Below are 23,167 nucleotides of genomic sequence, written 5' to 3' on the forward strand. Positions count from 1 at the left end.
CACGCCGGCGGCCAATCGCCGGGGCTTGCTGGACCATGTTACGAGGGCACTGTCAACCGGTCAGCTCAGGCCGCCGCCGCGGCTCAGATCGCGACCGAGCCCGCGGCGCCGACGATCCGCGGCTCCGGCAGCGGCACCAGGAATCGGCCGCCTGCGTCCAGGTAGGCCTGGTTGCGCTTCAGGATCGGGTCCGCATAGATCCAGGCGAGGATGACGACGATGTCGGGCTTTCGCGTCGCGAGCTCGCTGGAGGGCAACACTGGGATGTGGGCGCCCGGGCTGAAGCGGCCGTGCTTGAGCTGGTTGTCGTCGACGATGAACTTGATCCGGCTCTCCAGCTCGAAATGGTAGAGCAGGGTGGTGGTGGTGGTCGAGGCGCCGTAGGCCGCGACCAGCTTGCCCGCGGCGATGGCCTCGTCGAGGGTGGCGAGCACCCTGCGCTTGCAGTTTTCGATGGCGACGAACCAGTCCCGGTAGATCTGCGGCTTGGTGACGCCGCGCCGCTCCTCCTCGGCGATCAGTTTCGACAGCTCCGCCGAGCGCGGCCGCTTGCCGGTCGATTTCGGCTGCGCAAAGGCCCGGATCGAGCCGCCCTTGGTGCCTGTCCTCTCGACATGGAACAGCGTCATGTCGTGCCGGTTCAGGAAGGTCTCGAGCGGGATCAGCGCGTGATGCGAGACGTGCTCGTGGTAGATGGTGTCGAACACCATGTTGTCGATCATGTCGACGATGTAGGAGACCTCGAAAACGAAGGCGCCGTCGTCGGCGAGCAAGAGGCGGATGCCCTTCACGACGTCGGACATGTTGTCGATATGCGCAAACACGTTGTTGGCGCAGAACAGCTTGGCTTCGCCCTGCTCCGACTTGATGCGGGCCGCCAGCGCGCTGGTGAAGAAATCCGGGATCGTCGGCACGCCTTCCTTGGTGGCGGTCGCCGCGATGTCGCGGGCGGGGTCGATGCCCTGCACGCGCATGCCCTCGTTCTTGAACGCCTTGAGCAGCGAGCCGTCATTGCTGCCCATCTCGGCGACCAGGCTGCCCTTGGGAATGGCGAGCGAGGACACCACCGATTGCGCATAACGCTTGAAGTGCTCGACGAGGCCGAGCGAGACCGAGGTGCGGTAGGTGTAGTCGCGAAACAGGATGTCGGGATCGACGACGTCGAGATTCTGCAGATGCCCGCAGTCGAGGCAGAGATAGCAGTCGAGCGGGTAGAGGTCCTGCGGCTCGCTCAGCCGGTCCGCCGTCACGAACGCGTCGCCGATCGCGGACGGCCTAATCGGCAGCACGTGATCGAGCGAGGTCGAGCCGCACAGGCGGCAATCGGTCTTGTGCTTGACGTGCTGCATGAGGTGTCGATCCTGGGTTGGCGATCCCGCAGGCGGGATGGTCGGCCGGAGAGGAGTTTGCGGCGGGTTTTACAGGCCCGCGAAGCTCTTGGCGACCTCTTCTTGCCAGACTGTGGACACTCCGCCATCCAGGAACAGGCTCTGCCCATTGATGAACGAAGCGCGCGGGCTGCAGAGGAAGTCGAGGGCGTCGGCGCATTCTTCGGCCGTCCCGAGCCGGCCCAGCGGGACCAGCTTCCGGTAGGTCTCCATCAGCTTCTCGTTCTGCTCATAGAAGATGCGCGATTCGCGCTTCAGATAGGTCAGCGGCATGATCGCGTTCACGCGGATGCCGCGCCGGCCGAGCGTCGCGGCGTAATGCCGGACCATCGCATTGAGGCCACCCTTCACGACGTGGTAGCCGACCGGCTGCGAACTGCCGACGAATTCGGCATAGACCGAGCTGACCACGCCGATGGCGCGGTCGCCATCATCGGCGAAATGGCCGGAAAAGCCCTCGATCAGGTCGCGCGAGGCGGTCAGGCCGACCTGGATTTCCCCGGCCCAGGGATCGCCCTGGCCGCGAAAGCGTTGGCTCAGGACGAGGTAGCGGACCGGGCCGCTGGCCTCGGCGATCTCACCCCAGAGCCCGGCAAAGCTCTCGCTGCGCTCGAGATCGGCGGAAAAATGCTTCAAGCCGGGCTGATCGGGAAAATCGGCCGGGCGCTGCCGCGACACGACGCTGACGGCGCAACCGCGCGCCAGGAAGCGTTCGACGACCACGCGGCCGAGGCCGCGGGTGCCGCCGACCACGACGGCATGGCTGGTCATGCGGCGGCGTCCTGCCGTGCGGCGACACGCCGGACGAGATCGGCCTGATAGGCCTCGGCCCCGGCGGTGTCGCTGTCCTCCGGCGCGAAGTCGGCGAACACGCTGGCGCCGGGGCGGAACGGGCCGTTGGTGATCTCGTGCACGATCAGCAGGTCGCTGCGGATGATCAACGTATGGAAGAACGCGTTCGACATCCGGTAGTAGAACGGCCGCGCTCCGCCCGGCGGCCCCAATTCGACCACGCGCTCGATCCGGCCGTCGTCGTCGAACACCACGATATCGACCTCGCCCTCGATGATGTGGAACGCTTCGCTCTTGCCCGGGTGCTTGTGCGGCCGGATGTAGGAGCTGGAATCGATCGCGATGATCATTTCATGCAGGGTGTCATCGCCGTCCGGATGGGCGTTGATCCGGGCCCGCCGCTTCGGGCTGGCCTTCACCGCGGCCTTCAGGGTGCTGATCTCGGATTGCCCGACCGCCGCAATCGGGCCCTCGGCGAGGAACACCTCGGGGGATTTCTGGACGAGCGTCATGCGTGATCCCTCATGATCGAATTGTCGAGCGCGGCGTAGATCGAGCGGAATTCCACGCCCCTGGCGGCAAGCGGAGCAAGCTTTTCACGCACCTTGCCCTCGATATGGGGGGCCACGGCGAACAGGCACAGCCTGATCCGTTCGTCATCCAGCAACCGTTGCGAGCCTACCACAGGCGTATGGAGGCCGGGGGGGAAAAAGCCCGCCTTGTCGGCGTCATCGTCGACGGCCACCGCGATCAGGTCGGCCAGGCCGAAGGCGTTGACGAACATGATGGCGTGATGGCCGATGCCGAACAGCGCGATCCGGTCGCGGTCGGGACCGGCCAGGGCCATCAGCTTGCTGCGCAGTTGCGCGCGGGTGGCGGCGAAATTGTCACGATAGGCCTGGAACAGGCTGGAAGGTCCGCGAGGCGCGACCGGCGGGGCGGGACTATCGGCCGGGGTGAGGACGGCGACCAGGGCATCTTCCAGGGCGCCCGGATAGCGAAGCAGGGCCAGAACGCGATAGCCGCTCACCTCAGCCAGACGCCGCAGCGTGTCCTCGACGAAGTAGCAGCTGTGCTCCTCCCACAGGAAGCAGTAGTCGCGCGCCGCGAGGAACTTGCTGCTGTCGGGGACCTCGATCAGCAGCAGGCCGTCGGGATTTAGCAGAACCTTGAGTGCTTGCAGCGCCTGCACCGGCTCCGGCGTGTGCTCGAGGATGTAGCGGCACGATACAATGTCGAAAGTGCCAAGCTGCGCCGCTTCTGCAGCCAGCCGTTCGGCACGGAGGGTGGCCTGCCAGGTTTCCAGATAGGGATAGCGCCCCGGAGCGCCGTCGACACCGAGCGCAAGGGCGCTCGCGGTGAGCCCGCGGGCCTGCAACCTGCCCAGCAGGGGCCCCTCGAACGGACCGGTGCCGAGGGCGGTGCAGGCCCGCGGCTTCAACGACAGCAATTCTCCGACCAGGGCGTCGAGATGGCCTTCCGGCTCCCGGTAGCGGATCCATGGCACCTCGGGAACAAGCACGTCTGGCGGTGGAGGCTCGTGGAGCTGGACGAGCTGACACGTGTCGCACGCGACGATGTCGAGGGTTATCCGAAGCTGGACATGGTTCTCACGCGCGAACCGGTTGCAGACCGGGAGCTCACCAAGCGGGAGCGCCTGCGTGGAGATCGGCTGACCGCACAATCGGCAGCCGGATCGTGGTCCGGTGGACATGGCTCGGCTGGATCGCTCGATCAATGGACACGCTCAGGCTCGCCGCTGCGTCCAGCGCGCCGGCTGCTATGGATGTTGCCATCTGGAGGCAACCTCCATAGCAGTGTAATCGGGAACATGACAACGTAAAATGTTCGGCTTGGCACAGACCCTGGAACTCGCGTCATTTGTGATGTTTCGCGTTACTATTGCTCTTTGAGCGCTCGCATCACTCCTTCTCGGTTCAACCGACGAATCAGTGTCAAGAACGCCAGTAGAGATTTGTTCTACAGTAGCGGGGATTGTGCGACTGGGCAGTCTTCCAGCGAAGATGCTACACATGATGACCAGGGGCTTTGGCGGCTATTGTTCCGCCGCATGAGATCTAACGTTGGTAAGAGGGGGCGCCGGCGTGAAGGATATGGTTTTCGTTTTAAGATCGATCTTGCGCACCGTCTGCGTGAGCGCGGTCCTCTTCTGTGTTCTTCTTGCGGTCGGCGCAGGGTTCCTCAACGCCTTGCTTGCGGGATTTGTAGCTTTCGTCTTCATCTCGCTCGGGATCGGCCGGCTCGTGCTCGAGCAGCTGGCTCTGTGGTCGACAATTCTGCTGATTGTCGACAGGGCAGGGCTGTTGCCGATCACCGAGTGGGTTCATGGGATCGTCACACTCATTGGTCGTGGGTCGGCTTGACAGCCCGATAAGCATGCGGCGTGTATTGCTGACAGCCAATTCGAGACAAGCGACAAACGGAATAGCCTTCTCCTGGTCTGCCGCAAGGCGGTCTGGATGTTCGAGACGGGAGCCTGGCCGTGAGCCAGAGACGGAGTTGGGGGTAGCCGATGCAGCGCTTCAAGGAGCCGCTAGTTCTGCAGAGCCCAGCGCGCAGACGCGGATTCCTTGAGCTGTTCAACGCGCGGGAGACTCTGCCAGCGGAATCGGCGCGTTGGAGAGAGCGGTCTCTGCTGGGGCCGCAGCGATGGGCGCGCATCCTGATCGTCGGGACTGCCAAGCTGCTGCGCCTGCTGCCGCCGCGGCTGGCCTTCCTGATCCTCGCCTTCTTCGAGATCGGAGACCTTCGCGATCGCCGCCTGCTGCAAAGAGCCTATCAGGTCTACTGCGCGTCTCTGCTGGCGAAGGATCCGGACCTGCGGTTTTCGGGATTGCTCGGACGGTGCTTTCCAATGCTGTCAGCGGAACTGCTGCTTCGGATCGGGGCCGATTGGGAAGCCTATGATCTGGTCCTCCAGGATCAACTCGCAGCCCGCTCGCCGGAACTGGCGAACATGATGATTCGCGCGCTCTTCGAGCTCGGGGAGTTCGACAAGGCCTATCGGCTGGCCTCCCAGCTGGATCTGAGGGCAAGGTCGGAATCGGAGATACATCTCGCCTTTCTCAAGGGCATGCTCGAGATCATGGCAGGCAACGAGGCCCGCGCCGTCGAATGCATGTCGGACGCATGCCGGGGCATTCCCGACTACATGCGTCCTCACCAGAACATGGCGTCGCGGCCAGCGCGGAACTATCATCCCAACCCTCTCGATTTCACCTGCGGCTCCGCGGGCAGGCTGTTCGATCTCTGCAACTTCACCGGCCAGCGCGTGACTCATGTCGGCTCTGGCGACGTCGGCATCGGTCTGTTCACGAGAGCGCTTGCGGCGCAGTCGGAGCTGCTCGGCAAGGCGTCGCCGGCCGTATCAGCGGAGGCCAGCCACCTGTTGCGCAGGTTGGGAATTCCACTGGAGCAATTGCGGGTCCTTCCCGAGGAATGGACGACCCAGATCGGTCACCTCGGGATGCTGGACATCCTGTTCCGAATGCGCGACCTGGGGTGGTGGTCGGGACGACCGCTGATCGTCGTGCGACCGAACTGCGTGGCGAACAGGGCGTTTCTTCGGCTGTTCGAAAGGTTCGCCGATATCGTCGTGATCGGGGAAACCATCTCTCGCGCGCTCGGCGAAGAGCTGCTGTCGCTGCAGCGTTGGTACGGCATGAACTTCAATGTGTTTCGACTGCCGAACGGCGACGTGGTGCCGTGGCAGGAAGCCGGGGCGCTTGCCATCCTGCAATGGGAGCGGGATGGCCGCGGGCATCCCTTGCGCGACGAGTATGACCGCATCTACGAGGCGGCGCCGAAATTGCAGGACGACTATCGGCGGATGCGCGAATCCTGGGGCATGAAGCCGGACGACTGGTACGTGTGCCTGCACACCCGCGATGCCTCGCACTATTCCGAGGGCGATGGCGCCGGGCAGACGCATCGCAACTCGCCGATCGAGACTTACCTCGATGCGATCCGTTCGATTGCCGGCAAGGGCGGCTGGGTGATCAAGCTCGGCGGCCCGAATTCGCCTAAGCTTCCGCCGCTCGATCGCGCGATCGACTACGCGCGCAGCGGCTTCCGGTCCGAATTGATGGATATCTGCTTGATCCGTCATGCCAAGGCGTTCATCGGCACGACCTCGGGATTGACGAACGTCGCGGTCAGCTTCGGCATTCCAAGCGCGATCGTCAATTGCATCACGACGGACTCGCAGCTATGGAACAGCAGCGTGCGCTTCGCGCTCAAGCCGGTTCATCTGACTGATGGAACGATGCTGACCCAGGCGCAGCTCACGACAAGTCCGTGGCGCTGGCGGCTTTTTGATGCCGGTGTCCTTGGCTGCAACGGAGCGCAACCCCACAGCAATACCTCGGACGAGATCTGCGCGGTGGTCGAGGAGGTTGAAGCTTTGGCAGCTGGACATGAGGTGGTGGGGCATGACGCCGAACAGCTCTTGTCCAAGTGGCAGCAACAACTCCCGATCCCCCACTATTACGGCACGAGCAGGATCAGCCTGCACTACCTCAAGAAATACGGGAGCGCCTTCTTTGAGCCCGATCAGAGCGGCGAATTCGAAGGTCGGATCAGCTTATCGGAGCAATAGACAGGTCGGCGAAGTGATTGCCCCGATATCAGTCCTTGGAAGTGAGGATGCGGTCGATCACCTTTCCGGCCATGAAGATCGATCCGGCGTGGGTGAAATGCCCGCCATCGAAGGCCGTCAGCTCGGCACCGTTCGGGCCGATGCGCGCCAGGCAGCCCTTGTCGTTGCACATGAGCCGCCGCATCGAAACATACTCGATCCCAACCTTTGCTGCTTCGTCTTCGAGGATGGCTTCGATCGCACGCGTCCAGTTCTCGTTCGATCGGTACCAGGTACGCTCGGGCAGCGTCGCAAAGTCGCCGCTCTCAAAATAATAGTCGAGCACATTTGCGGACAGCCCCTCGCCGGTCCAAGTTGCGGGCGGTCCGAGGAGGATGATCTTCTTGGTCAGGGGGCGTAACAGCGGCACCGTGCGCTGCAACCCGCCGCGCAGATCGGTCTCACTATAGCTCCACGTCGAATAGAGCACGACGACGTCGGGATGAAGCTCCTGGATCTTTTGGAGAGTGTAATCGTTGCTTGGTTTGCAGAACCGCCGCTGCGAATTGACGTAGCCGATCAGGGGCGCGCAGGAGGAGGCTGAGTATTCGGCGACATCGAAGCCCCGCTCGTCGGCAAGATGCTTGAGTCCTGGGTAGAGCGAAGCAGCGTAGGAGTCACCCCAGGTCAACACGAGCGGGCGGCCGCCGCTGCCGGCGCACTCCCCGGCAAACTCCTCTGGGCCCTGTTCCGGCAGCATCAGGCACTTTCCAGAGCGCCAATATTGTGACGATTCGCCGCCCGTGAGCATGAAGGGTCTGATCGCTGCTGGAATACGCATCGGCAAGCCGTTGGTGCGGTCGGCGGCGTAGCCCACGACGCCCAAGGCGATCATGGCGGTCACGAGGCCGGCGACCTTGATGCGAACGCGTTGCCGACCGAAGCGCAGCGGCTTCTCGATCCAGATATAGGTCAGCCAAGCAAGTACGGCGCTGATCAAGAGCACAGCGAGCATGTGGCGGATACGAAGGCCGTCGCCGAAGTGGATCCGGGCATAAGCCATCAGCGGAAAGTGCCACAGATAGAGCGGGTAACTGATCAAGCCTATCCACACGGCCGGGCGCGCGGCAAGCACATGGCGGTGAACCACCGTGCCGGGTAGCGCGATCAGAGTGGTGGCGCCGAGCACCGGCAGCAGCGTGAACCAGCCCGGATCCGTCATCCAGGAGCGGTACCCCCACAGGCCGATCATGATCGCAGCACATGCAAGGACTGCTGCAATCTCACGCGATGCGCCAACGGGCGTCGCATGCGCGACCCGGGGTTTGTGCCCACCCTGCCACAAGGCCAGGGCCGATCCCGCGAGCAGCTCCCAGGCGCGCGTGACCGGCAGATAGAAGGCGTAGTCGGGCGCCCTCGCACCGACGACCAGGCAAAGCACGAAGGATGCGACGGCGAGGAGCGCAACCAGGATCAGTGCATTCCAGTTCAACCGCCGGACCAGCAGCAATATGAGAGGCCACGCCACGTAATATTGCTCTTCGATCCCAAGCGACCACAGGTGCAAGAGAGGCTTCTTGTCGGCGGCCAGGTCGAAATAGCCGACCTGGCCGAGCAGGACGAAATTCTGGGCGAAGATCGCGCCGCCGGCGATGTTGGTGCCCAGCGACTGCATGTCGCGCAAGGGCAGCAGGAACCAGCCGAGCACAAATGTGACGGCAACCACAAGGATCAGTGCCGGGAATATGCGGCGGATTCGCCGTGAGTAGAAATCGGCAATGCTGAAGCGCTTCTCCTGCATCTGCCGGTGAATGATGCCGGTGATCAGGTAGCCGGAAATGACGAAGAAGATGTCGACCCCGAAAAATCCTCCCGGCATGATGGACGGAAAGGCGTGATAGAGCAGCACGGACAGGACGGCGACAGCCCGCAGGCCGTCGATGTCCGGCCGATAGGCGTGGTCCGTCCGGATCAGCTCTCGTTCGGTTGCGTTCTTGGCGGTGGCAAACTCGAACCGTGCAATATTCATTGTGTCACGCTCTTCATCATGCCTCGCTCAGCAGGTCTCGCGCATACTTCTCCAGGAAGTATTTGCTTGGCCGCGAACTGCCGAAGAAGCCCGGCACGTTGACGTGACGCTCCCAGCTGTCGTCCACGCCGGGCACAGGTCCGTTCCGCAACGGATCGGAGATTTCAAGAACCTCTCGCACGGTTTCCAGGATCTCATCCGAGCTGCTCTCGCTAACCATCAAGCCTGCACGCATGACGGATTCGTGGGTCGGGAAGGCCCAGCGGTATCGCTCCGAGGTAACGTCGCCCAACGACAGCATCCGGCCGTCCCTGGTATGAACAGGTTTGAGCGCGAAGCGCGTGTCGGTCGACCACAACAGTCCGACCGAGCTCAACGCGTTCACCATCGCGGTTGGAATGCCGAAGCTGGTTGCGACATAGGCGAAGCCGGACGTCGTGCCGATGAACATGCGCGCGCGGCGCATCAGATGAATGTCCATCTCGGGCATTTGGTCCTCGCTGCGTGCATAGTCGATTACGCGCTCCATGGCGGGCAAGGGCGGCACCTTGCGTCCCCCCATGCGGACGACCCAGCCGCCGCGCTCAGTTATGTGACGTACCGCGTCGAGATAGGATTCGAGCGAGGCGTTGCGGATCGACTCGCCGACACCTTCGGTGTCATTGCGCGTCTTGGCGTCGCGCACGTGCAGGCAAACGAACCAGTCGCTGTCCGTCATGCCCCACTTGCGGCGTAGGTCTTGATAGATCTGCTCCGCACGCCCATCGGCGAGCAGGCGGCGGTCGTAGACGTCCCGCAGCGGAAAGCCGCGCCCTGCGCGTTCCCATTGCTGAAGTGCCAGCGATCCGGCGTCGTTCCAGTACATCGCCCGTCCGTCTTCGAAAGCGAAGGCCTGGTGCGAGACCCCGATGAACGGGGTCAGACTGGCGAGTTCGTGCCAGATACCCGCAGATACGTCCTCGTCCAACGTCAAGGTCGGACAGATGTCCGCGAACAGGGACAGGAACGGCTTGTTGGCGATCCGATCCTTGTAGGCCAAGAGCAGTGGACTGCCTTTCCACCAGCCCATCTCGCGCATCATCAGATGAACATTGAGGTGCCCGTTATGGCCGATCAACGCGCTCCAGTCCGGCGAGAGCAGCTTCACCTCGGTCAAATCGATTCCGAGCTTGTCCAGGAAGGCCTTTAGCCTTGCGCTCGGGGGCGGGAGGTATTGGCGCAGCCGCTGCTGTGTCTCGTTCAGCTTGAGATAGACCTGCGGTACGTGAAAGCCCTCGCCGCTGTGATAGGTCGTGAGCAGGAGGTGGCGATAGGCGTAGAATAGGTTTATTTCCGCCAGGAGCGGTCGTTGCGGGTGATCGACGGGAAACCGCTCCCAATATTGGCCGTTCTTCTCGCGGGCGGCTAGGATCTCGTCGTGCTTCGGCAGCTCGAGCTGCGCGACGAGACTCTCGATCAGCTCGCGATCGCAGAAATATTCCGGAACGTAGCGATCGAGCGGAGCATCAGATAGCTCTGGATTATCTACCTGTCTTCCTCTGAAGGTGCCCTGTTCGAAGTCGAAGTTCTGATGCTCGAGCATGAGCTTGAGAGGCTTTGCGAGGCGGGGCAGGTGCTGCGGCGGGATCGCGCCCCAATCGATGGTGTGAGCCTGCGCCAACAATTCCATCACGTAGCCTGACGCAAGCTTGGTGGTCAGCTTCCCTATGGCATCCAGAAAGTCATTATCGGCTTGTTTCCAGTCGATTTTGGGAAAAAGCGTCAATGCACGCTTTTCGTGTTCGCACAAGAGCAGGAAGAAGACGAGCTCGTTGATGTATAGATCTGAACGAGGGCTGGCGAGCACCCATCGCATTTCGCCGTCAATGCGTGGCCCGCAGAAGAATTGAAAATGGCGGTCGAAATCTGATCGTCGCGTATGGCGACGATAGATGATGGAGAGCATGAATGCGCGCTTGAAGGGCAAGAAGACGAAGATGACATTCTTCAGGAAGTCATGAGCCCTTGTTCCCTGCACGGTTTCCAGCGCCAACTCGAGAAGACGCGCGAAGCGAGGGGGCAGGTTCGGCTTCCTGAGGCGGCGGACCGGAACTCGTCGCCTCGTCGGCTCGTTCGCAGTCGTCTGCTGGTCAACTGACTCCACTGACATCTCTGGCTCTCTTGGTCGGCCGCAGGATGTGAGCGGCATCAGTAAAGGTTGGTGCTCATGCCACTTCAGCCGGATCGGACATTGGTCCGCCGCAAGCTAATGGACGGCCGCGTTGGCCTCGTCGCCTCTGAGTGCGTTGATGATCAATGGCGCCAATTGCTTTTCTGCGAGGTACACAGACGCGAACGGCCGAAGGTGCGCGTCGTCGAACGTGATCAGCCCAGTCTTTCGGTCATCACCGATATAGGTGAGGCATCCATCTGCGTTGCAGAAGGCACTTCTCTGCTCCACGAAGTCGAATGGCTCGTTGCTTTTGAGCTGTGACTCGAACTTATTGCCCAGCTCAAGCAGTTCGTCGTCCTGGTGGCCTAATATGTAATGTGGAGTAGAATACCAATAATACTTCATTATAGTCTTATAAAGATAAGGCTTCCAGTGAGGTCTTTGTCCCAGCACGAAGATGTGCTTGACGCCCAATTTCCGGATCATGATCGAATAGCTTCGGATGTAATTGACGTCGAATGAGCTATTGGAGGACATTAGCACGACGTCGGGCGGATCTTGCTTGATTCGTTCCAGTGCAAAATGATTGGTCATGTTACAATGGTCCTCTTTGATCTGCGCATCATTGAGGGGGCGTACAGGACATCCTGAGCTGAAGATCAGCAAAGTTGAGACTTCTGGCGGCAGCACGTGTTTCAAGCCGTAGTAAAGATCTGCCGCGTTGGAATCGCCGAGGATCAGAACGGAGTTTGCCGTATGCCGCGCGTAACACTCCGGATCGATCGCATCGCGGGGGCCATTGGTTGGGAAGGGGCTGTTCCAGCTGTAGAAATTGCATTGGTTCTGGCTGATCTGAGCGCGCTCCACCGTGTGCTTGCTTCCGTCGTAAAGATAGCCCTCGAAGTAGGATGCGTACTCGGCCCTGTCCTTCAGGCGCCCCGGTATTCCTGATGCGAGGAAGTCATACATGCCGAACAGGCCAACGCAGATCATCGCCGCCGCCAAGCCCACAATCCGGGTCATCTGGAAAGGCTTGCCGTACCGAACCGGCAGTTCGACAAAGCGGTAGGTCGCCCAGGCAAGCGCCACGCTCGCAGCGACCAATTCGCCACGTAGCAAAGGGGACGGGCCGTCGTAGACGTTGTAAGCGAAGGCCAGCAGCGGCCAATGCCAGAGGTACAGCGGATAGCTGATGAGACCGATCTCGACGACGTATCTATTGGATAGGGCTCGTGAATTTATCCAAGCCCTTTGCCCGGCCAGCACCAGAAGGCAGGTGCCGACAACGGGGAGAACGGCCCACCAGCCGGGAAACGTGGCTTTCGGCGTGATCATCAACACCGCAACGCCGATCATGAGTGCGCCGATCAGCGATGCTGCATTCGCAAACGGGACCGGCAAGCTCTCGCGCAGAAGGGCCGGGCGAAGCTGAGCAATGCAGGCAAGGAGCCCGCCGGCCAACAATTCCCAGAAGCGTGAAAACGGCGAATAGAATGCCGCAGGTGGGTTGAGGGGAGCGATGTGAAGATTGAAAGCAAATGACCCGACGAGGAGAACAACTGTCACCACGACGAGATTCAGGCGAACTCTCCAGGCCGCCCAAACCATGGCGGGCCAGATCAGATAGTATTGCTCCTCGACGCCCAACGACCACAGATGCAGCAAGATCTTGATGTTGGCGCTGGTGTCAAAATAGTTCGCCTCTTTCCAGAAGAGGAAGTTCGCAATGAATGCTGCGCCGCCGGCGACATGCTTGCCGAGCTGCTCATATTCGGCCGAGAGCAGAAGGAGCCAACCGGCGATAAGACAAACAATCAGAACGGTCAGCAACGCCGGGAAAATTCGGCGGACGCGCCGCGCGTAGAAGGTCAGGAAGCTGAACTTGTTGTCGTCAAGATCGGACACGAGGATCGACGTGATCAAGTATCCGGAAATAACGAAAAAGACATCGACGCCGACGAATCCACCGGGTAGCAATGTCGGGAATGCGTGAAAGAGGACCACGCAAATGACGGCAACGGCGCGCAAGCCGTCCACATCGGGCCGATATTTGATCTGGCGCAGCCCGTGCTCGCTCGCGATTGGTTGGTTCATCAATTGGTTCCCCTGCCAGCCGCGACATTATCATCGGCTGAATTCGATCATCAACCACTCTCTTCGGTTGCGTGTGATGTCAAAAAAAGACAGCTTGGCAACGGGGTGCAGGCTTTGGACGGAACCGATGTTCCGCTGCCGCCCAGACCGGCAAGCGCGAGGTGCGGAAGCCGTGCAGTTATGCAAAAAACATCATGACGATTCTGCAGACCGTGGGCATTCAAAGAACCCCCATTGACGTGATCCGATGAAGCATTCCTCTGAGCTCCGAACCCTCGGCGAAGGACCGGATTGCATCACGTGCACGTCGTCTACGTCTGCACGTTATCTTGCCGCGGTCTTCGCTTGGTTGCTTGCCGTTCTGGCAGCGTTCTCGATCTGGGTCACCACCGGCCGGGATCATTTCGCGGCCATCACGGCCGGTCGTGGTCCGACCTGGTATCAGGACTTGGGGGGCGACGCGGTCACCGAGATCCAGGACCAGGACATCTTCTTCCATGGGATCGGATCCTCGATTTCACACTTGAAACAAGCAGACGTGGTCATCGTCGGATCGTCGCTCGTCTCCTTTGCCATCGACGGCGAGATCGCACGCGCACGTCTCGCGCGATATGGATTGAAGTTCTACAACTTCTCCTTTGTCGGTATCTCGAGCGGAGAATTCACACGGCGCATCGTGAAGCGGTTCGGCATTCGTCCAAAGCTTTGGATCATCAACGCCGATGATGGAGGCGGGGGCGGCCATTTTTTCGGCGACGGCGTCCAGCGCTCGTTCTCGGGCGACGTCAAGACCATCGCTGCGACCCAACATGGCCGGCTTGTCGCGTTGCGCGAAGTCATACGCCGCAACCTGCGCTGGCGCGTCGAGTACATTTTCAAGACATGGCTTCATTCGAATGCGCTGGAGCGGCAGGACCGGGTCATGATTCCGCGATTCTACCGGAATGCAGACGACGGAGATGCGGACATGACCTGGTTTCCCCGCTATCTTGGTGGGGATAATCCGCCGGTTGCGATCGAGCCGCGCGCGGAATGCCATGCCAGCGAAAAGGTTGTCGAGATTGCCCGCCACTTCGTGGCGACGGTTGGGAGCCGGGTGGTCCTGACACTCGTTCCCAACACGTACTATTGCGAACAGCAGGCGCGCGAACTGGCGCAAGCGTTGGGGATAGACCTCGTTCTCACCGGCAAGACCGACTATTCGAGTTATGACGGAGGAGGTCATCTCGACCGTAAGGGTCGTGAGCGTTTCACGGCCGATCTCATGACTGCGCTCGAACGCTTCCTGCCGGGGTTGGCCGCCAATCAATCTCCGGGGACACACTAAGACACGCTGGATGCTGCAACAGAGTCTCGCGCAAGACAGCCTCCGGGCCTGCGCCAAAAGCCGATTTCGCCAGCGTGTTCAAGACAATCCCCCCAGTCCAGATGTCGCGTGAGAAGATTCCGCTTGGCATGGATGGTCAACTCAGAGCTCGGACGCCAATGCGTCGCGAGAGCGCCTGTCGACGCTCTCCGCTCACCCTCATTCGAAGAAGATGAATTCGTGGTCGCCGGTGTAGCCGGAGCGCTTGAATTCGAACGCCCATTCCTCGGGGGTGTGGAAGATGCGGCAGGTGAGCTGCCAGTACATCAGGTTCACCTTCTCGCGCTCGTTGCGGTAGCCCTCGACGCAGAGATATTTGGCGCCGCGGCTGACGCGCTCCATCTCGCGCAGGGCGGCATCGAGATCGTAGTTGTAGAGGTTGTGCAGCGTGTTGATCGAGATGACCAGATCGAAGTGCTTGTCGGGGTAGGGCAGCTTGGCCGCGCTGCCGACCTGGCAGAACGGCTTCACGCTCTCCATCGTGTGCTCGACGCCGTAGGACGAGACGTCGATGCCGGCGACCTCGAGATCCGGGATGGCCTCGCGGAAATCGTGCAGAATGAAGCCCTTGCCGGAGCCGACGTCGAGCACGCGCATGCCCGGCTTGATGCCGTACGTCTCGATCATCGCGTCGGCGACCTTGCGCCAGCGGCCGTCATATTTGTAGCCGCCATAGCCGGTCTCGCGGCTGCCGTCCCAATAGTCGTAATCGTACTTGATCGCCATCTCCGCGACATCGGCCTTGTCGCGCTGGGTGACGCGCGCGAGATAGTCGCGCTTGGTCGATTTGTGGACGAGACTGACGAACTCGCGGTAGGCCATGAAGATCTCCGGGCGTGGGGATGGCGGTTAGTCGGATGTGGCGCCGATCAGGTCGAGCTTGGCGTCGGCCTTGGCGAGCTGCGCGGCGCAACGCTGCGCCCAGGCGCCGGTGTCGGCGAAGGCGCGCCTGGTGGCGCCGAGCGGCAGGAAGTCGTTCAGGATGATGCAGGTCCACTTGACCTGGTAGGCATCGAGCAGCAGCCGGCAGCGCGCCACGCTGGCCGCGTCGAGCCCGAGGCCCTCGGTCAGCCGCTCGGTGAAATGCTCATGCACGGCCAGCGGCACCGGCACCTCCGGCTGGCAGAAGAAGTCCGACGCCAGCTTGGCCGGATCGTCGCGGCCGGCATATTCGAAATCGAGGAAGGTCAGCTTGCCCTGGTCGTCGATCAGCGCGTTGTGGAAGCCGAAGTCGGACGGCGACAGGCAGACCTGATCGGCGGGGATGGCGGCCTCCAGGCCGAGCCCTTCGGCCGCGGCGCCGCTCAGAATGGTCGCCTTCACGTCGGCCCAGGCCGGCTGCAGCCGCGCCGCCACGAATTGCCGGGCCTCGGCCACATGCGGTACGTCGGCATCGAGCGTCGCCAGCCGCGCGACGCGGCGCTCGACGGTCGCGATGTGCTCGGCCAGCGAGAAGCAGGCCTCCGATCCCGGCGCCAGCGCAGGGCGGGGCGTGGCGTTCACCGCGAGCACGAAATCGATCGCGGCCTCGACATGAACAGGTGCCAGCTCGGCAGCCGTCAGCTTGCGTCCTTCGACGAAGCTGTAGAGGCCAGCCTGCTCGGCGCGGTCGCAGGCCAGCGGTTCCGGCACGACGCGGACGCCGCGCGACCAGGCATGGCTGATGAAGCTCCATTCAGCGCCGAGCCGGTCGCGGGTGTCGCGGGCATCGGTGAAGTAGCGCTTGAGGACCAGCGGGCCGTCGGCGGTGTCGACGCGAAAGACCTGGTTGTTGCGGCCGCCGGCCAGCCGCGTCAGCGCCCTGGGGCTCGCCTTGCCGGCCTGCGCGGTGAGGCGCTGCGCCAGCGCCAGCAGCGCGGCATCGGCGCCCGCGCTGGCCTCAGCCGCGGTCACGGACGACATCCGCCGCGATCTCAGCCCAGGAGGTGCGGCGCTCATAGCCCGTGGCCTTGGTCGCGAACTGGTCCTCCGGATCGAACAGCACCTTGCGCATGCCTTGCGGAAATCCGGCCATGGCCAGGATCTCCGGCAGGTCGTCGACAAAGACCTCGCAGGCCAGCGCATGCGCACGGGCAACCTTCTCGTCCTTGGTCAGCTCGAAGAACACCCGGTCCGGCGCGATCTGGCCGGGCGCTGATCCCATCAGGCCGCGGTCGGTCAGGAAGCCGCGCGCTGCGGCATGCATGTCGTGCTTCGGTCCGAGAATGGGGTGCCGGGTCTTATGGCTGACGATGAACAGGTCATGGCCGGCGGCACGGGCCGCATCGACGAACTCCGCGAAGCCGGGGTAGGGCGACACCAGGTCCATGCGGGCGCCGTAGACATAGCCCTGCAGCTCGGTGAAATCGTCCTTGCGCCCGCTGCCGTTGAGATGGTCGCGGACGCTGTTCTTGTCGCGGCCGAGATCGGCCGGGATCAGGCCGCGCTCCAGCGCGGCCGCATGAAACACGCCGTCATAGCAGGCGATCGTGTTGTCGAAGTCGATCCCGATCCGCATGGCCTGGACTTAACGCAGCGACATGTCGATCAGCGGACGGCCGACCTTGCCGGCCGCGAGATCCTGCAGCGCCTGGTCGGCCTGGGCGAGGCTGTAGGGCTTCGACAGCAGATCCCGCACCGGGAAGCGGCCGGAGCTCAGCAGCCGGCCGTAGCGCCCGTAGTCGCGATCCGGCACGCTGTCGCCGCCCCAGGTGCCGAGCAGGCTCTTGCCCTGGTTGAAGACGCCGGGATTCAGCGTGAGCGCCGCGCCATGCTTGGCATTGCCGATCACGACCGCGCGGCCGCCCTGCTGGCGCGTCGAATTGATCGCCTGCTCCATCACGGCAGGAATGCCGGAGGATTCGACCGCGAGATCAACGCCCTGCGGCACGATCTTCTTGATCTCGGCCAGCACGTCGCCGCTGGCATCGATGACGTGAGTCGCGCCGTAGATCTGGGCGAGCGCGCGGCGGGTCGGGTTGGGATCGATGCCGATCACCGGCATCGCGCCGGCCAATGCGGCGGCCATCAGCGCGTTGAGGCCGATGCCGCCGGTGCCGAACACGGCGACCGCATCGCCCGGCTGGACCTTCAGCACATTGTAGACCGCGCCCATGCCGGTCGGCGCAGCGCAGCCGAGCAGCACCGCAACGTCCATCGGCAGGTCGGGCGGCAGCAGGGTCAGGCGGTTCTCGCTGACAACAGCATGGCGCTGGAAGGTGGTGACGCCGCCGGCGTTGACCTTCTTGCCGTCCCAGTCATAGACGGCGCCGCCGGCCTCGATGCCGGTGCCCTTGATCCAGGACAGCACGACCTTGTCGCCAACCTTGACCTTGGTGACGGCGCTGCCGGCCTCGATCACCGTGCCGGTGCCCTCATGGCCGAGGCAGTGCGGGACCCATTTGTCCTCGCCCTTGTCGCCGCTCCACTCCATCACCTGCGTGCCGCAGGCGCCGGAATAGGCGATCTCGACCAGCACCTGGCCCGGCTTCAACGCGGGGGTCTCGATCTCGGCCAGCACGAGCGGTTGGCCGGTCTGGACCAGGAGGGCAGCTTGGGTCTTCATGTGATGTCTCAGCTCAACGCGTGGATGATCTTGTCCGCGATCTGGTGGCCGGTCAGTCCCAGCACCTCGCGGGCGTATTCCTGTTCGCCTGATTTCTTGAAGAAGGCGTCCGGCGTGCCGAAGCGCAGGAACTTCTGGTGCTTCGTCTCGGTATCGGCGAGCCATTCGGAGACGGCGGAGCCGAAGCCGCCGATCAGCGAATGCTCCTCGATGGTCGCGACCAGCTTGAAGCGGCCGAAGGCCTGCTTGAGCTTGTCCTCATCCAGCGGCTTCACAGTGTGGAAGCTGACGACCTCGGCGGAGATTCCCTTCTCCTTCAACTTATGTGCCGCTTCAATGACTTCCGGCAGCATGTTGCCGGTGGAGAGCAGGCAGACGTCGCTGCCTTCCTCGATCGTGATGGCCTTGCCGATCTTGAAATCCGCAAGAGGGCCCTTGTGAACGACCGGCTCACCCTTCTTGCCCATGCGGATGTAGACTGGACGATCCTGCTGCATCGCCGCGCGCAGGGCGCCGCGCACCTCGAAGGCATCGCCCGGGCAGATCACGACCATGTTCGGGATCGAGCGCAGGAACGAGATGTCCTCGCAGGCATGATGGGTCGGGCCGAGGCCGGAATAGGCCAAGCCGGCGCCGACCGCGACGATCGTCACCGGCGCCTCGTGATAGCAGACGTCGGTGCGGATCTGCTCCAGGCAGCGCGTCGTCACGAAGGGGGTGATGGTGTAGGCGACCGGGCGCAGGCCGTTCATGGCCATGCCGGCGGCGACGCCCATCATGTTGGCCTCGGCGACGCCGCAGTTGAAGAAGCGGCTCGGATGCTTGTCCTTGAACTTGTCGAACAGGCGGTTGCCGATGTCGCCCGAGAGCATGACGACGCGGCTGTCCTCGTTGCCGAGCTTGGTCAGTTCGTCAGCGAAAGCGTTTCTCATGACAGGCCGAGCTCCTTGAACGCCTTCGCCACTTCGTCTGCGGTGGGGGCGCGATAGTGCCAGTTGTTGTCGTCCTCCATGAACGACACGCCCTTGCCCTTCACGGTATGGGCGATCAGCGCCACCGGCTTGCCGGAGCCGTTCGGGATGTTCTGCATGGCTTCCGCCAGCGCGCCGATGTCATGGCCGTCGATCTCGTGCGCGTCCCAGCCGAACGCCGCCCATTTGTCGCGCAGCGGCGCCAGCATCAGGGTTTCGTTGGAGCGCGCGGTCGCCTGCCACTTGTTGTAGTCGACGACGACGCAGACATTCTCGAGCTTCTGCGCGGCGGCGAACATCGCCGCCTCCCACACCGAGCCCTCGTTGTTCTCGCCGTCCGAGAGCAGGGCGTAGACGCGGTAGTTCTCGCCCTTGATGCGGCCGGCCAGCGCCATGCCGCAGCCGAGCGGCAGGCCGTGGCCGAGCGAGCCGGTGGCCGCCTCGACGCCGGGCAAAAGGTTCGCCGGCGGATGCTCGGCGAGCCGGCCGCCGTCCTGGCAGTAGGTGTCGAGCTCTTGAAGCGGGAAGTAGCCCTTCATCGCCAGCGTCGCGAACAGCGCCGCGGCGGCATGACCCTTGGAGAGGATGAAGCGGTCGCGCAGCGGGTCGGTGGGATTCTTCGGGTCGATGTTCAGCACATGCCAATAGGCTGCGGTCATCGCATCGGCGCAGGACAGCGACGAGGCCAGATGCGCGGCCTGCGCCTTGTGCGACATCTCGATGATCTTGCCGCGCAGCCTTGCAGCTTGCGCCTTCAGGACGGCGGCGTCAGGCTTGGCCGCCGGGCTCCGGACTGCAACGTTCATCGTGCTCTCCAGTCGCGCTTCTCCGGGAAGCGCAGGGGTCGATCAGGGTTTATGTTCGTACTTGGTCGGCAGCTTGGCCATGACATCCTCGAAGCGTCGCGCCCAGGCGATGACGTCGTCGATGCCCTGTTCCAGCGAGAAGGTGTCGCGCCAGCCGAGCTCGGTGCGCAGCTTGAAGCTGTCGAGCGTATAGGCGGTGTCCTTGCCCGGCCGCTCCGGGCCGATCTCGACGCAATCCTCGAACGACTTGCCGAGGCGGGCCAGGATCATCTCGACCAGGGTGCGGATCGAGACCAACTCGTAGCCCGAGATGTGATAGGTCTCGCCGAGCTTGCCGCTGCGACCGATCTTCACCGTCGCATCCGACACGTCGGTCATGTGGATGAAGACGCGGATCGACTTGCCGCCGCCGTCGAGCCGCAGCTTCTGCCCGGTCATCGCCGCCACGATGGTGCGCGGCACGATGCGATAGAGCTGCTGGCCCGGGCCGTACACATTGGCCGCACGTGTGAAGACCACGGGGAACTGGTAGTTGGCGAAATAGGTGCGCAGGCTCATGTCGCCGGCCGCGCGCGACACCGCGTAGGGCGTCGACGGGTTGAAGGCTGCGTCCTCGCGCACCCAGCCCTCGGTCGAGCCGTAGACCTCGGGCGTCGTGACGTGGACGTAGCGGTCGAGGCCGTCATAGTTGCGCAGGATGTCGTGCAGCCGGACCGCGGAGACGACGTTGGTCATCATCCAGTGGTCTGGATGCAGCCAGCTCTCGCCGACCATGCTCTGGGCCGCGAAGTTCACGACGTGAGTCGGCCGCTCCGAGGCCAGCAGCGCCTTGAGCGCATCGAGATCGTGATTGAGATCGACGCGCTGGAAGCGGACCTTGCCGGGACGCTTCTGCCATTTGTACGGCAGGAAGGCGTCATGCGGCTCGTCCGAGCGGCTGGTCGCGATCACGTCGTGACCGGCGGCAGCCAGGAAGTCGACGAAGGTTGCGCCCGAAAACGAGTTCGAGCCGAGGATCAGGTACTTTTCGTTCGCAGCCATCGTCCCTGTCCGTCAGACCTCGCGCGTCGTGATGATGTCGCCGCGCTGGGCGTACAGCCACTGCATGATCATGTGGCCGATCACCATCTGCGCGTCCTCGGCGATCTGCATGTCGTCGACCGCGAAATGGATCGGCACGTCGGCGAGTGCCTTGGCCTTGCCGCCGGAAAAGCCCAGCACGGCATAGCTGGTCATGCCGATCTTCTTGCCTTCTTCCAGCGCCTTCAGGATGTTCGGCGAGTTGCCGGAGCCGGAGAAGGTGATCAGCACGTCGCCCTTGCGCGCGAGCACCGCGAGCTGCAGCGAGAACACCTGGTCATAGCCTTCGTCATTGGCGAGGCAGGTGATCACGGATGGGTTCGACGACAGCGAGTGCACGCGCAGACCCGAGCCTGGCGTCTTCGAGAGCGCGTAGAGGAAATCGTTGGCGAGGTGGTTGGCGTTGCCGCCGCTGCCGCCATTGCCGCAGAAGAACACCTGCCGGCCGGTCTGCCAGCAGTCGCGCAGATCATAGGCGAGCTTCTCGACCGGGCTCCAGTCGAAATCCTTCAGCACGGTGCTGAAGCGGCTGGTGTAGTCGGCGAACAGGCTGCCGGGGGTCTTGAAGGCCAGGACGTTCATTTCACGACCTCCTTCTCCATCCATTTCAGATTGTACCAGCGATCGTCGTTCTTGAGCTGGCCCTGCGAGTACATGCCGATGATTTCCTTGATCGCGTCCTCCACCGTCTTCTTCGGGCGGAAGCCTGTCGCGAGCAGGCGATCGGAGTTGACGCGATAGCTGCGCGGGTCGTTCGAGGGCGTCACGATGACCTCAGCCGGCACGTGCTTGGTGACCAGATTGGCGATGTCGAGGATCGAGATGTTCTCGAAGCCCGCATTATAGATCCCGGTGTGCTCAGGATGATCGAGCAGGAAGAGATAAAGGTCGGTGATGTCGTCGATGTGGATGTTCGGCCGGGTCTGGTCGCCGCCGAACACGGTGATGCGGCCGTTCATCAGCGCCTGCATCGTCAGCATGTTGACGGAGACGTCGAGCCGCTGGCGCGGAGAGTAGCCGCACACGGTCGCGGGACGGACGATCTGCACCACCATGTCATCCTTGTAGGACAGCACGATGCGCTCGCCGCACATCTTGGTCTTGTTGTACTCGGAGATCGGCAGCAGCTCGAGGTCCTCGGTGACCTGCTCCTCTTCCTTCACGCCGTAGACGCTGCCGGAGGACGCGTAGATGAAGCGCTTGATGCCGTGGCGATAGGCGCGGTCGGCGAGCTGCATCGTGGCGAGGCAGGAGATCTCCCAGGTCAGCTTGGGGTCGAGATCGCCGCAGGGGTCGTTGGCAACGCTGGAGAGATGGATGATGGCGTCGACCCCGGTCAGGTCGATCGCGTCGGGATTGCGGACGTCGCCCTGGACGACGGTGAGATCCGGATGCGGCTCGAGGAAATTGCCGAACCACATGATGTCGAACGCGACCACCTTGTGGCCGGCCTTCAAGAGCTTCGGCACGAGCACGCTGCCCTTGTAGCCGCACGCTCCGGTCACGAATATCTTCATCTGAGCAATCCCCGTGGCTCGCCTGTCGTGTCGCCGGCTGGCGCGTCGCGCGCACCTTTATACAAATTGGCTAGGGAAGGCGACCAGCCCGGCGGCGCAAGCCGCCCGTCAGACGTCCCCGCCACGGCGCGGTTCGTGATTAAACTCCAAATGGGCCCGGCGCAAGCTTTCCGGGTTACCGATATCCCGATGATAACCGCTGGTTTCCACGCACAAAATGCGTCCGAGATAGTTGGGGATGATTTCGGTGGAGAGATCGACGATCGGCTTTCCCAACGCGGCGATGTCGGTGATGACGGCAGGATCGAACACGTAGACCGCGCCATTGGCGAGGTTCCCAGGCGGATTCTTGACCTTCTCGTGGAAGGCGATCACCCTGTGCTGATCGTCCAGCTCGAGAATCCCGCACGAGCTCGGATCATCGGTGCGGAACGCGAGCATCGTCATGATGCAGCCATCAGGGCGGTTGCGATGGGCGGAGAGCAGCCCCGCGACGTCGAAATCCGTCAGATTGTCGGCGTGAGCCACGAGGAAGGGCTGGTCGCCGAACCAGGCGCGGTTGGCAAGCATGGTGCCGCCCGTCCCGAGCAGTTCATCTTCGTGAACGAGATCGATGCGGTCCCGCCAGCGCGATTGCGCCACGTGCACGCGCACCTGTTCGGCGAGCCAGTGTGTGTTGAGCAGCGCGCGCTCGATGCCGCCTTCGAACACGAGATCGAGCCAGTAGTCCAGCAATGGCCGGTCGTGCACACGCACCAGGCATTTCGGCGTCGTATTGGTCAGCGGGCGCAGCCGGCTTCCGATCCCCGCCGCGAGCAGGAGGGCACGCAT

20 protein-coding genes are annotated in these 23,167 nt (G+C 62.9%); 3 read left to right on the plus strand and 17 right to left on the minus strand.

The features are described 5' to 3' along the window. Nucleotides 1-83 precede the first annotated feature (83 nt). From QX135_RS25630 to QX135_RS25645, 4 genes are all read right to left on the minus strand, one after another. The gene (locus tag QX135_RS25630; RefSeq protein ID WP_315813008.1) at nucleotides 84-1,349 is read right to left on the minus strand and encodes a class I SAM-dependent methyltransferase; all 1,266 of its coding nucleotides are present in this window, start codon (nucleotides 1,347-1,349) and stop codon (nucleotides 84-86) included. Between the two features lie 69 nt (nucleotides 1,350-1,418). Then, nucleotides 1,419-2,159 carry an SDR family oxidoreductase gene (locus tag QX135_RS25635; RefSeq protein ID WP_315782733.1) on the minus strand — a complete coding sequence of 247 codons (741 nt, stop codon included), beginning with the start codon at nucleotides 2,157-2,159 and terminating at the stop codon, nucleotides 1,419-1,421. Continuing rightward, on the minus strand, nucleotides 2,156-2,692 hold the full coding sequence (locus QX135_RS25640) for a WbuC family cupin fold metalloprotein (RefSeq protein WP_315738919.1): 537 nt from the start codon (nucleotides 2,690-2,692) through the stop codon (nucleotides 2,156-2,158). The genes QX135_RS25635 and QX135_RS25640 overlap by 4 nt, the downstream gene beginning before the upstream one ends. After that, nucleotides 2,689-3,894 (minus strand): class I SAM-dependent methyltransferase, encoded by a 1,206-nt coding sequence (locus tag QX135_RS25645; protein ID WP_316234359.1) that lies wholly within the window; start codon nucleotides 3,892-3,894, stop codon nucleotides 2,689-2,691. The genes QX135_RS25640 and QX135_RS25645 overlap by 4 nt, the downstream gene beginning before the upstream one ends. 400 nt (nucleotides 3,895-4,294) lie before the next feature. Between QX135_RS25645 and QX135_RS25650 the strand changes: the two genes are divergently transcribed. Further along, nucleotides 4,295-4,564: a hypothetical protein gene (locus QX135_RS25650; RefSeq protein WP_316180402.1), complete on the plus strand. Its 270-nt coding sequence runs from the start codon at nucleotides 4,295-4,297 to the stop codon at nucleotides 4,562-4,564. 149 nt (nucleotides 4,565-4,713) lie between these two features. Further along, on the plus strand, nucleotides 4,714-6,798 hold the full coding sequence (locus QX135_RS25655) for a TIGR04372 family glycosyltransferase (RefSeq protein WP_316180352.1): 2,085 nt from the start codon (nucleotides 4,714-4,716) through the stop codon (nucleotides 6,796-6,798). Between the two features lie 28 nt (nucleotides 6,799-6,826). Here the strand turns inward: QX135_RS25655 and QX135_RS25660 are convergent, their stop codons facing one another. The 3 genes from QX135_RS25660 to QX135_RS25670 form a co-directional block, all read right to left on the minus strand. Next, nucleotides 6,827-8,806, minus strand: coding sequence for an acyltransferase family protein (locus QX135_RS25660; RefSeq protein ID WP_316180354.1), 1,980 nt, complete (start codon nucleotides 8,804-8,806; stop codon nucleotides 6,827-6,829). 16 nt (nucleotides 8,807-8,822) lie between these two features. Then, nucleotides 8,823-10,955, minus strand: coding sequence for a TIGR04372 family glycosyltransferase (locus QX135_RS25665; RefSeq protein ID WP_316180356.1), 2,133 nt, complete (start codon nucleotides 10,953-10,955; stop codon nucleotides 8,823-8,825). Between the two features lie 96 nt (nucleotides 10,956-11,051). Beyond that, nucleotides 11,052-13,052, minus strand: coding sequence for an acyltransferase family protein (locus QX135_RS25670; RefSeq protein WP_316180358.1), 2,001 nt, complete (start codon nucleotides 13,050-13,052; stop codon nucleotides 11,052-11,054). 247 nt (nucleotides 13,053-13,299) lie between these two features. Between QX135_RS25670 and QX135_RS25675 the strand changes: the two genes are divergently transcribed. Then, nucleotides 13,300-14,379, plus strand: a complete 1,080-nt coding sequence (locus tag QX135_RS25675; protein WP_316180359.1) for a hypothetical protein — start codon at nucleotides 13,300-13,302, stop codon at nucleotides 14,377-14,379. Nucleotides 14,380-14,577: 198 nt separating this feature from the next. Here QX135_RS25675 and QX135_RS25680 read toward each other — a convergent pair whose 3' ends face one another. From QX135_RS25680 to QX135_RS25725, 10 genes are all read right to left on the minus strand, one after another. Next, nucleotides 14,578-15,240: a class I SAM-dependent methyltransferase gene (locus tag QX135_RS25680; protein WP_315738905.1), complete on the minus strand. Its 663-nt coding sequence runs from the start codon at nucleotides 15,238-15,240 to the stop codon at nucleotides 14,578-14,580. 27 nt (nucleotides 15,241-15,267) lie between these two features. Next, nucleotides 15,268-16,311 (minus strand): aminoglycoside phosphotransferase family protein, encoded by a 1,044-nt coding sequence (locus tag QX135_RS25685; RefSeq protein ID WP_316180361.1) that lies wholly within the window; start codon nucleotides 16,309-16,311, stop codon nucleotides 15,268-15,270. Beyond that, entirely contained in the window at nucleotides 16,298-16,915 is a 618-nt protein-coding gene (locus QX135_RS25690) for a hypothetical protein (RefSeq protein WP_316180362.1), read from the minus strand. The genes QX135_RS25685 and QX135_RS25690 overlap by 14 nt, the downstream gene beginning before the upstream one ends. 9 nt (nucleotides 16,916-16,924) lie before the next feature. After that, nucleotides 16,925-17,962, minus strand: a complete 1,038-nt coding sequence (locus QX135_RS25695; protein WP_316180364.1) for a zinc-binding dehydrogenase — start codon at nucleotides 17,960-17,962, stop codon at nucleotides 16,925-16,927. Nucleotides 17,963-17,970: 8 nt separating this feature from the next. Beyond that, a complete protein-coding gene (locus tag QX135_RS25700; protein WP_316180366.1) occupies nucleotides 17,971-18,894 on the minus strand; it encodes a transketolase family protein in 924 nt (307 codons plus the stop codon). Beyond that, nucleotides 18,891-19,739: a transketolase gene (locus QX135_RS25705; protein WP_316180368.1), complete on the minus strand. Its 849-nt coding sequence runs from the start codon at nucleotides 19,737-19,739 to the stop codon at nucleotides 18,891-18,893. The genes QX135_RS25700 and QX135_RS25705 overlap by 4 nt, the downstream gene beginning before the upstream one ends. Nucleotides 19,740-19,781: 42 nt before the next feature. Next, on the minus strand, nucleotides 19,782-20,780 hold the full coding sequence (locus QX135_RS25710; RefSeq protein WP_315777123.1) for an NAD-dependent epimerase/dehydratase family protein: 999 nt from the start codon (nucleotides 20,778-20,780) through the stop codon (nucleotides 19,782-19,784). Between the two features lie 12 nt (nucleotides 20,781-20,792). Beyond that, entirely contained in the window at nucleotides 20,793-21,401 is a 609-nt protein-coding gene (locus tag QX135_RS25715) for an SIS domain-containing protein (protein WP_315712798.1), read from the minus strand. After that, nucleotides 21,398-22,336 carry an SDR family oxidoreductase gene (locus QX135_RS25720; RefSeq protein ID WP_315738896.1) on the minus strand — a complete coding sequence of 313 codons (939 nt, stop codon included), beginning with the start codon at nucleotides 22,334-22,336 and terminating at the stop codon, nucleotides 21,398-21,400. The genes QX135_RS25715 and QX135_RS25720 overlap by 4 nt, the downstream gene beginning before the upstream one ends. A gap of 108 nt (nucleotides 22,337-22,444) precedes the next feature. Beyond that, nucleotides 22,445-23,167: a nucleotidyltransferase family protein gene (locus tag QX135_RS25725; protein WP_315777124.1), complete on the minus strand. Its 723-nt coding sequence runs from the start codon at nucleotides 23,165-23,167 to the stop codon at nucleotides 22,445-22,447.

The sequence above is a fragment of the Bradyrhizobium sp. SZCCHNR1098 genome, assembly GCF_032489375.1.
Lineage (GTDB): Bacteria > Pseudomonadota > Alphaproteobacteria > Rhizobiales > Xanthobacteraceae > Bradyrhizobium.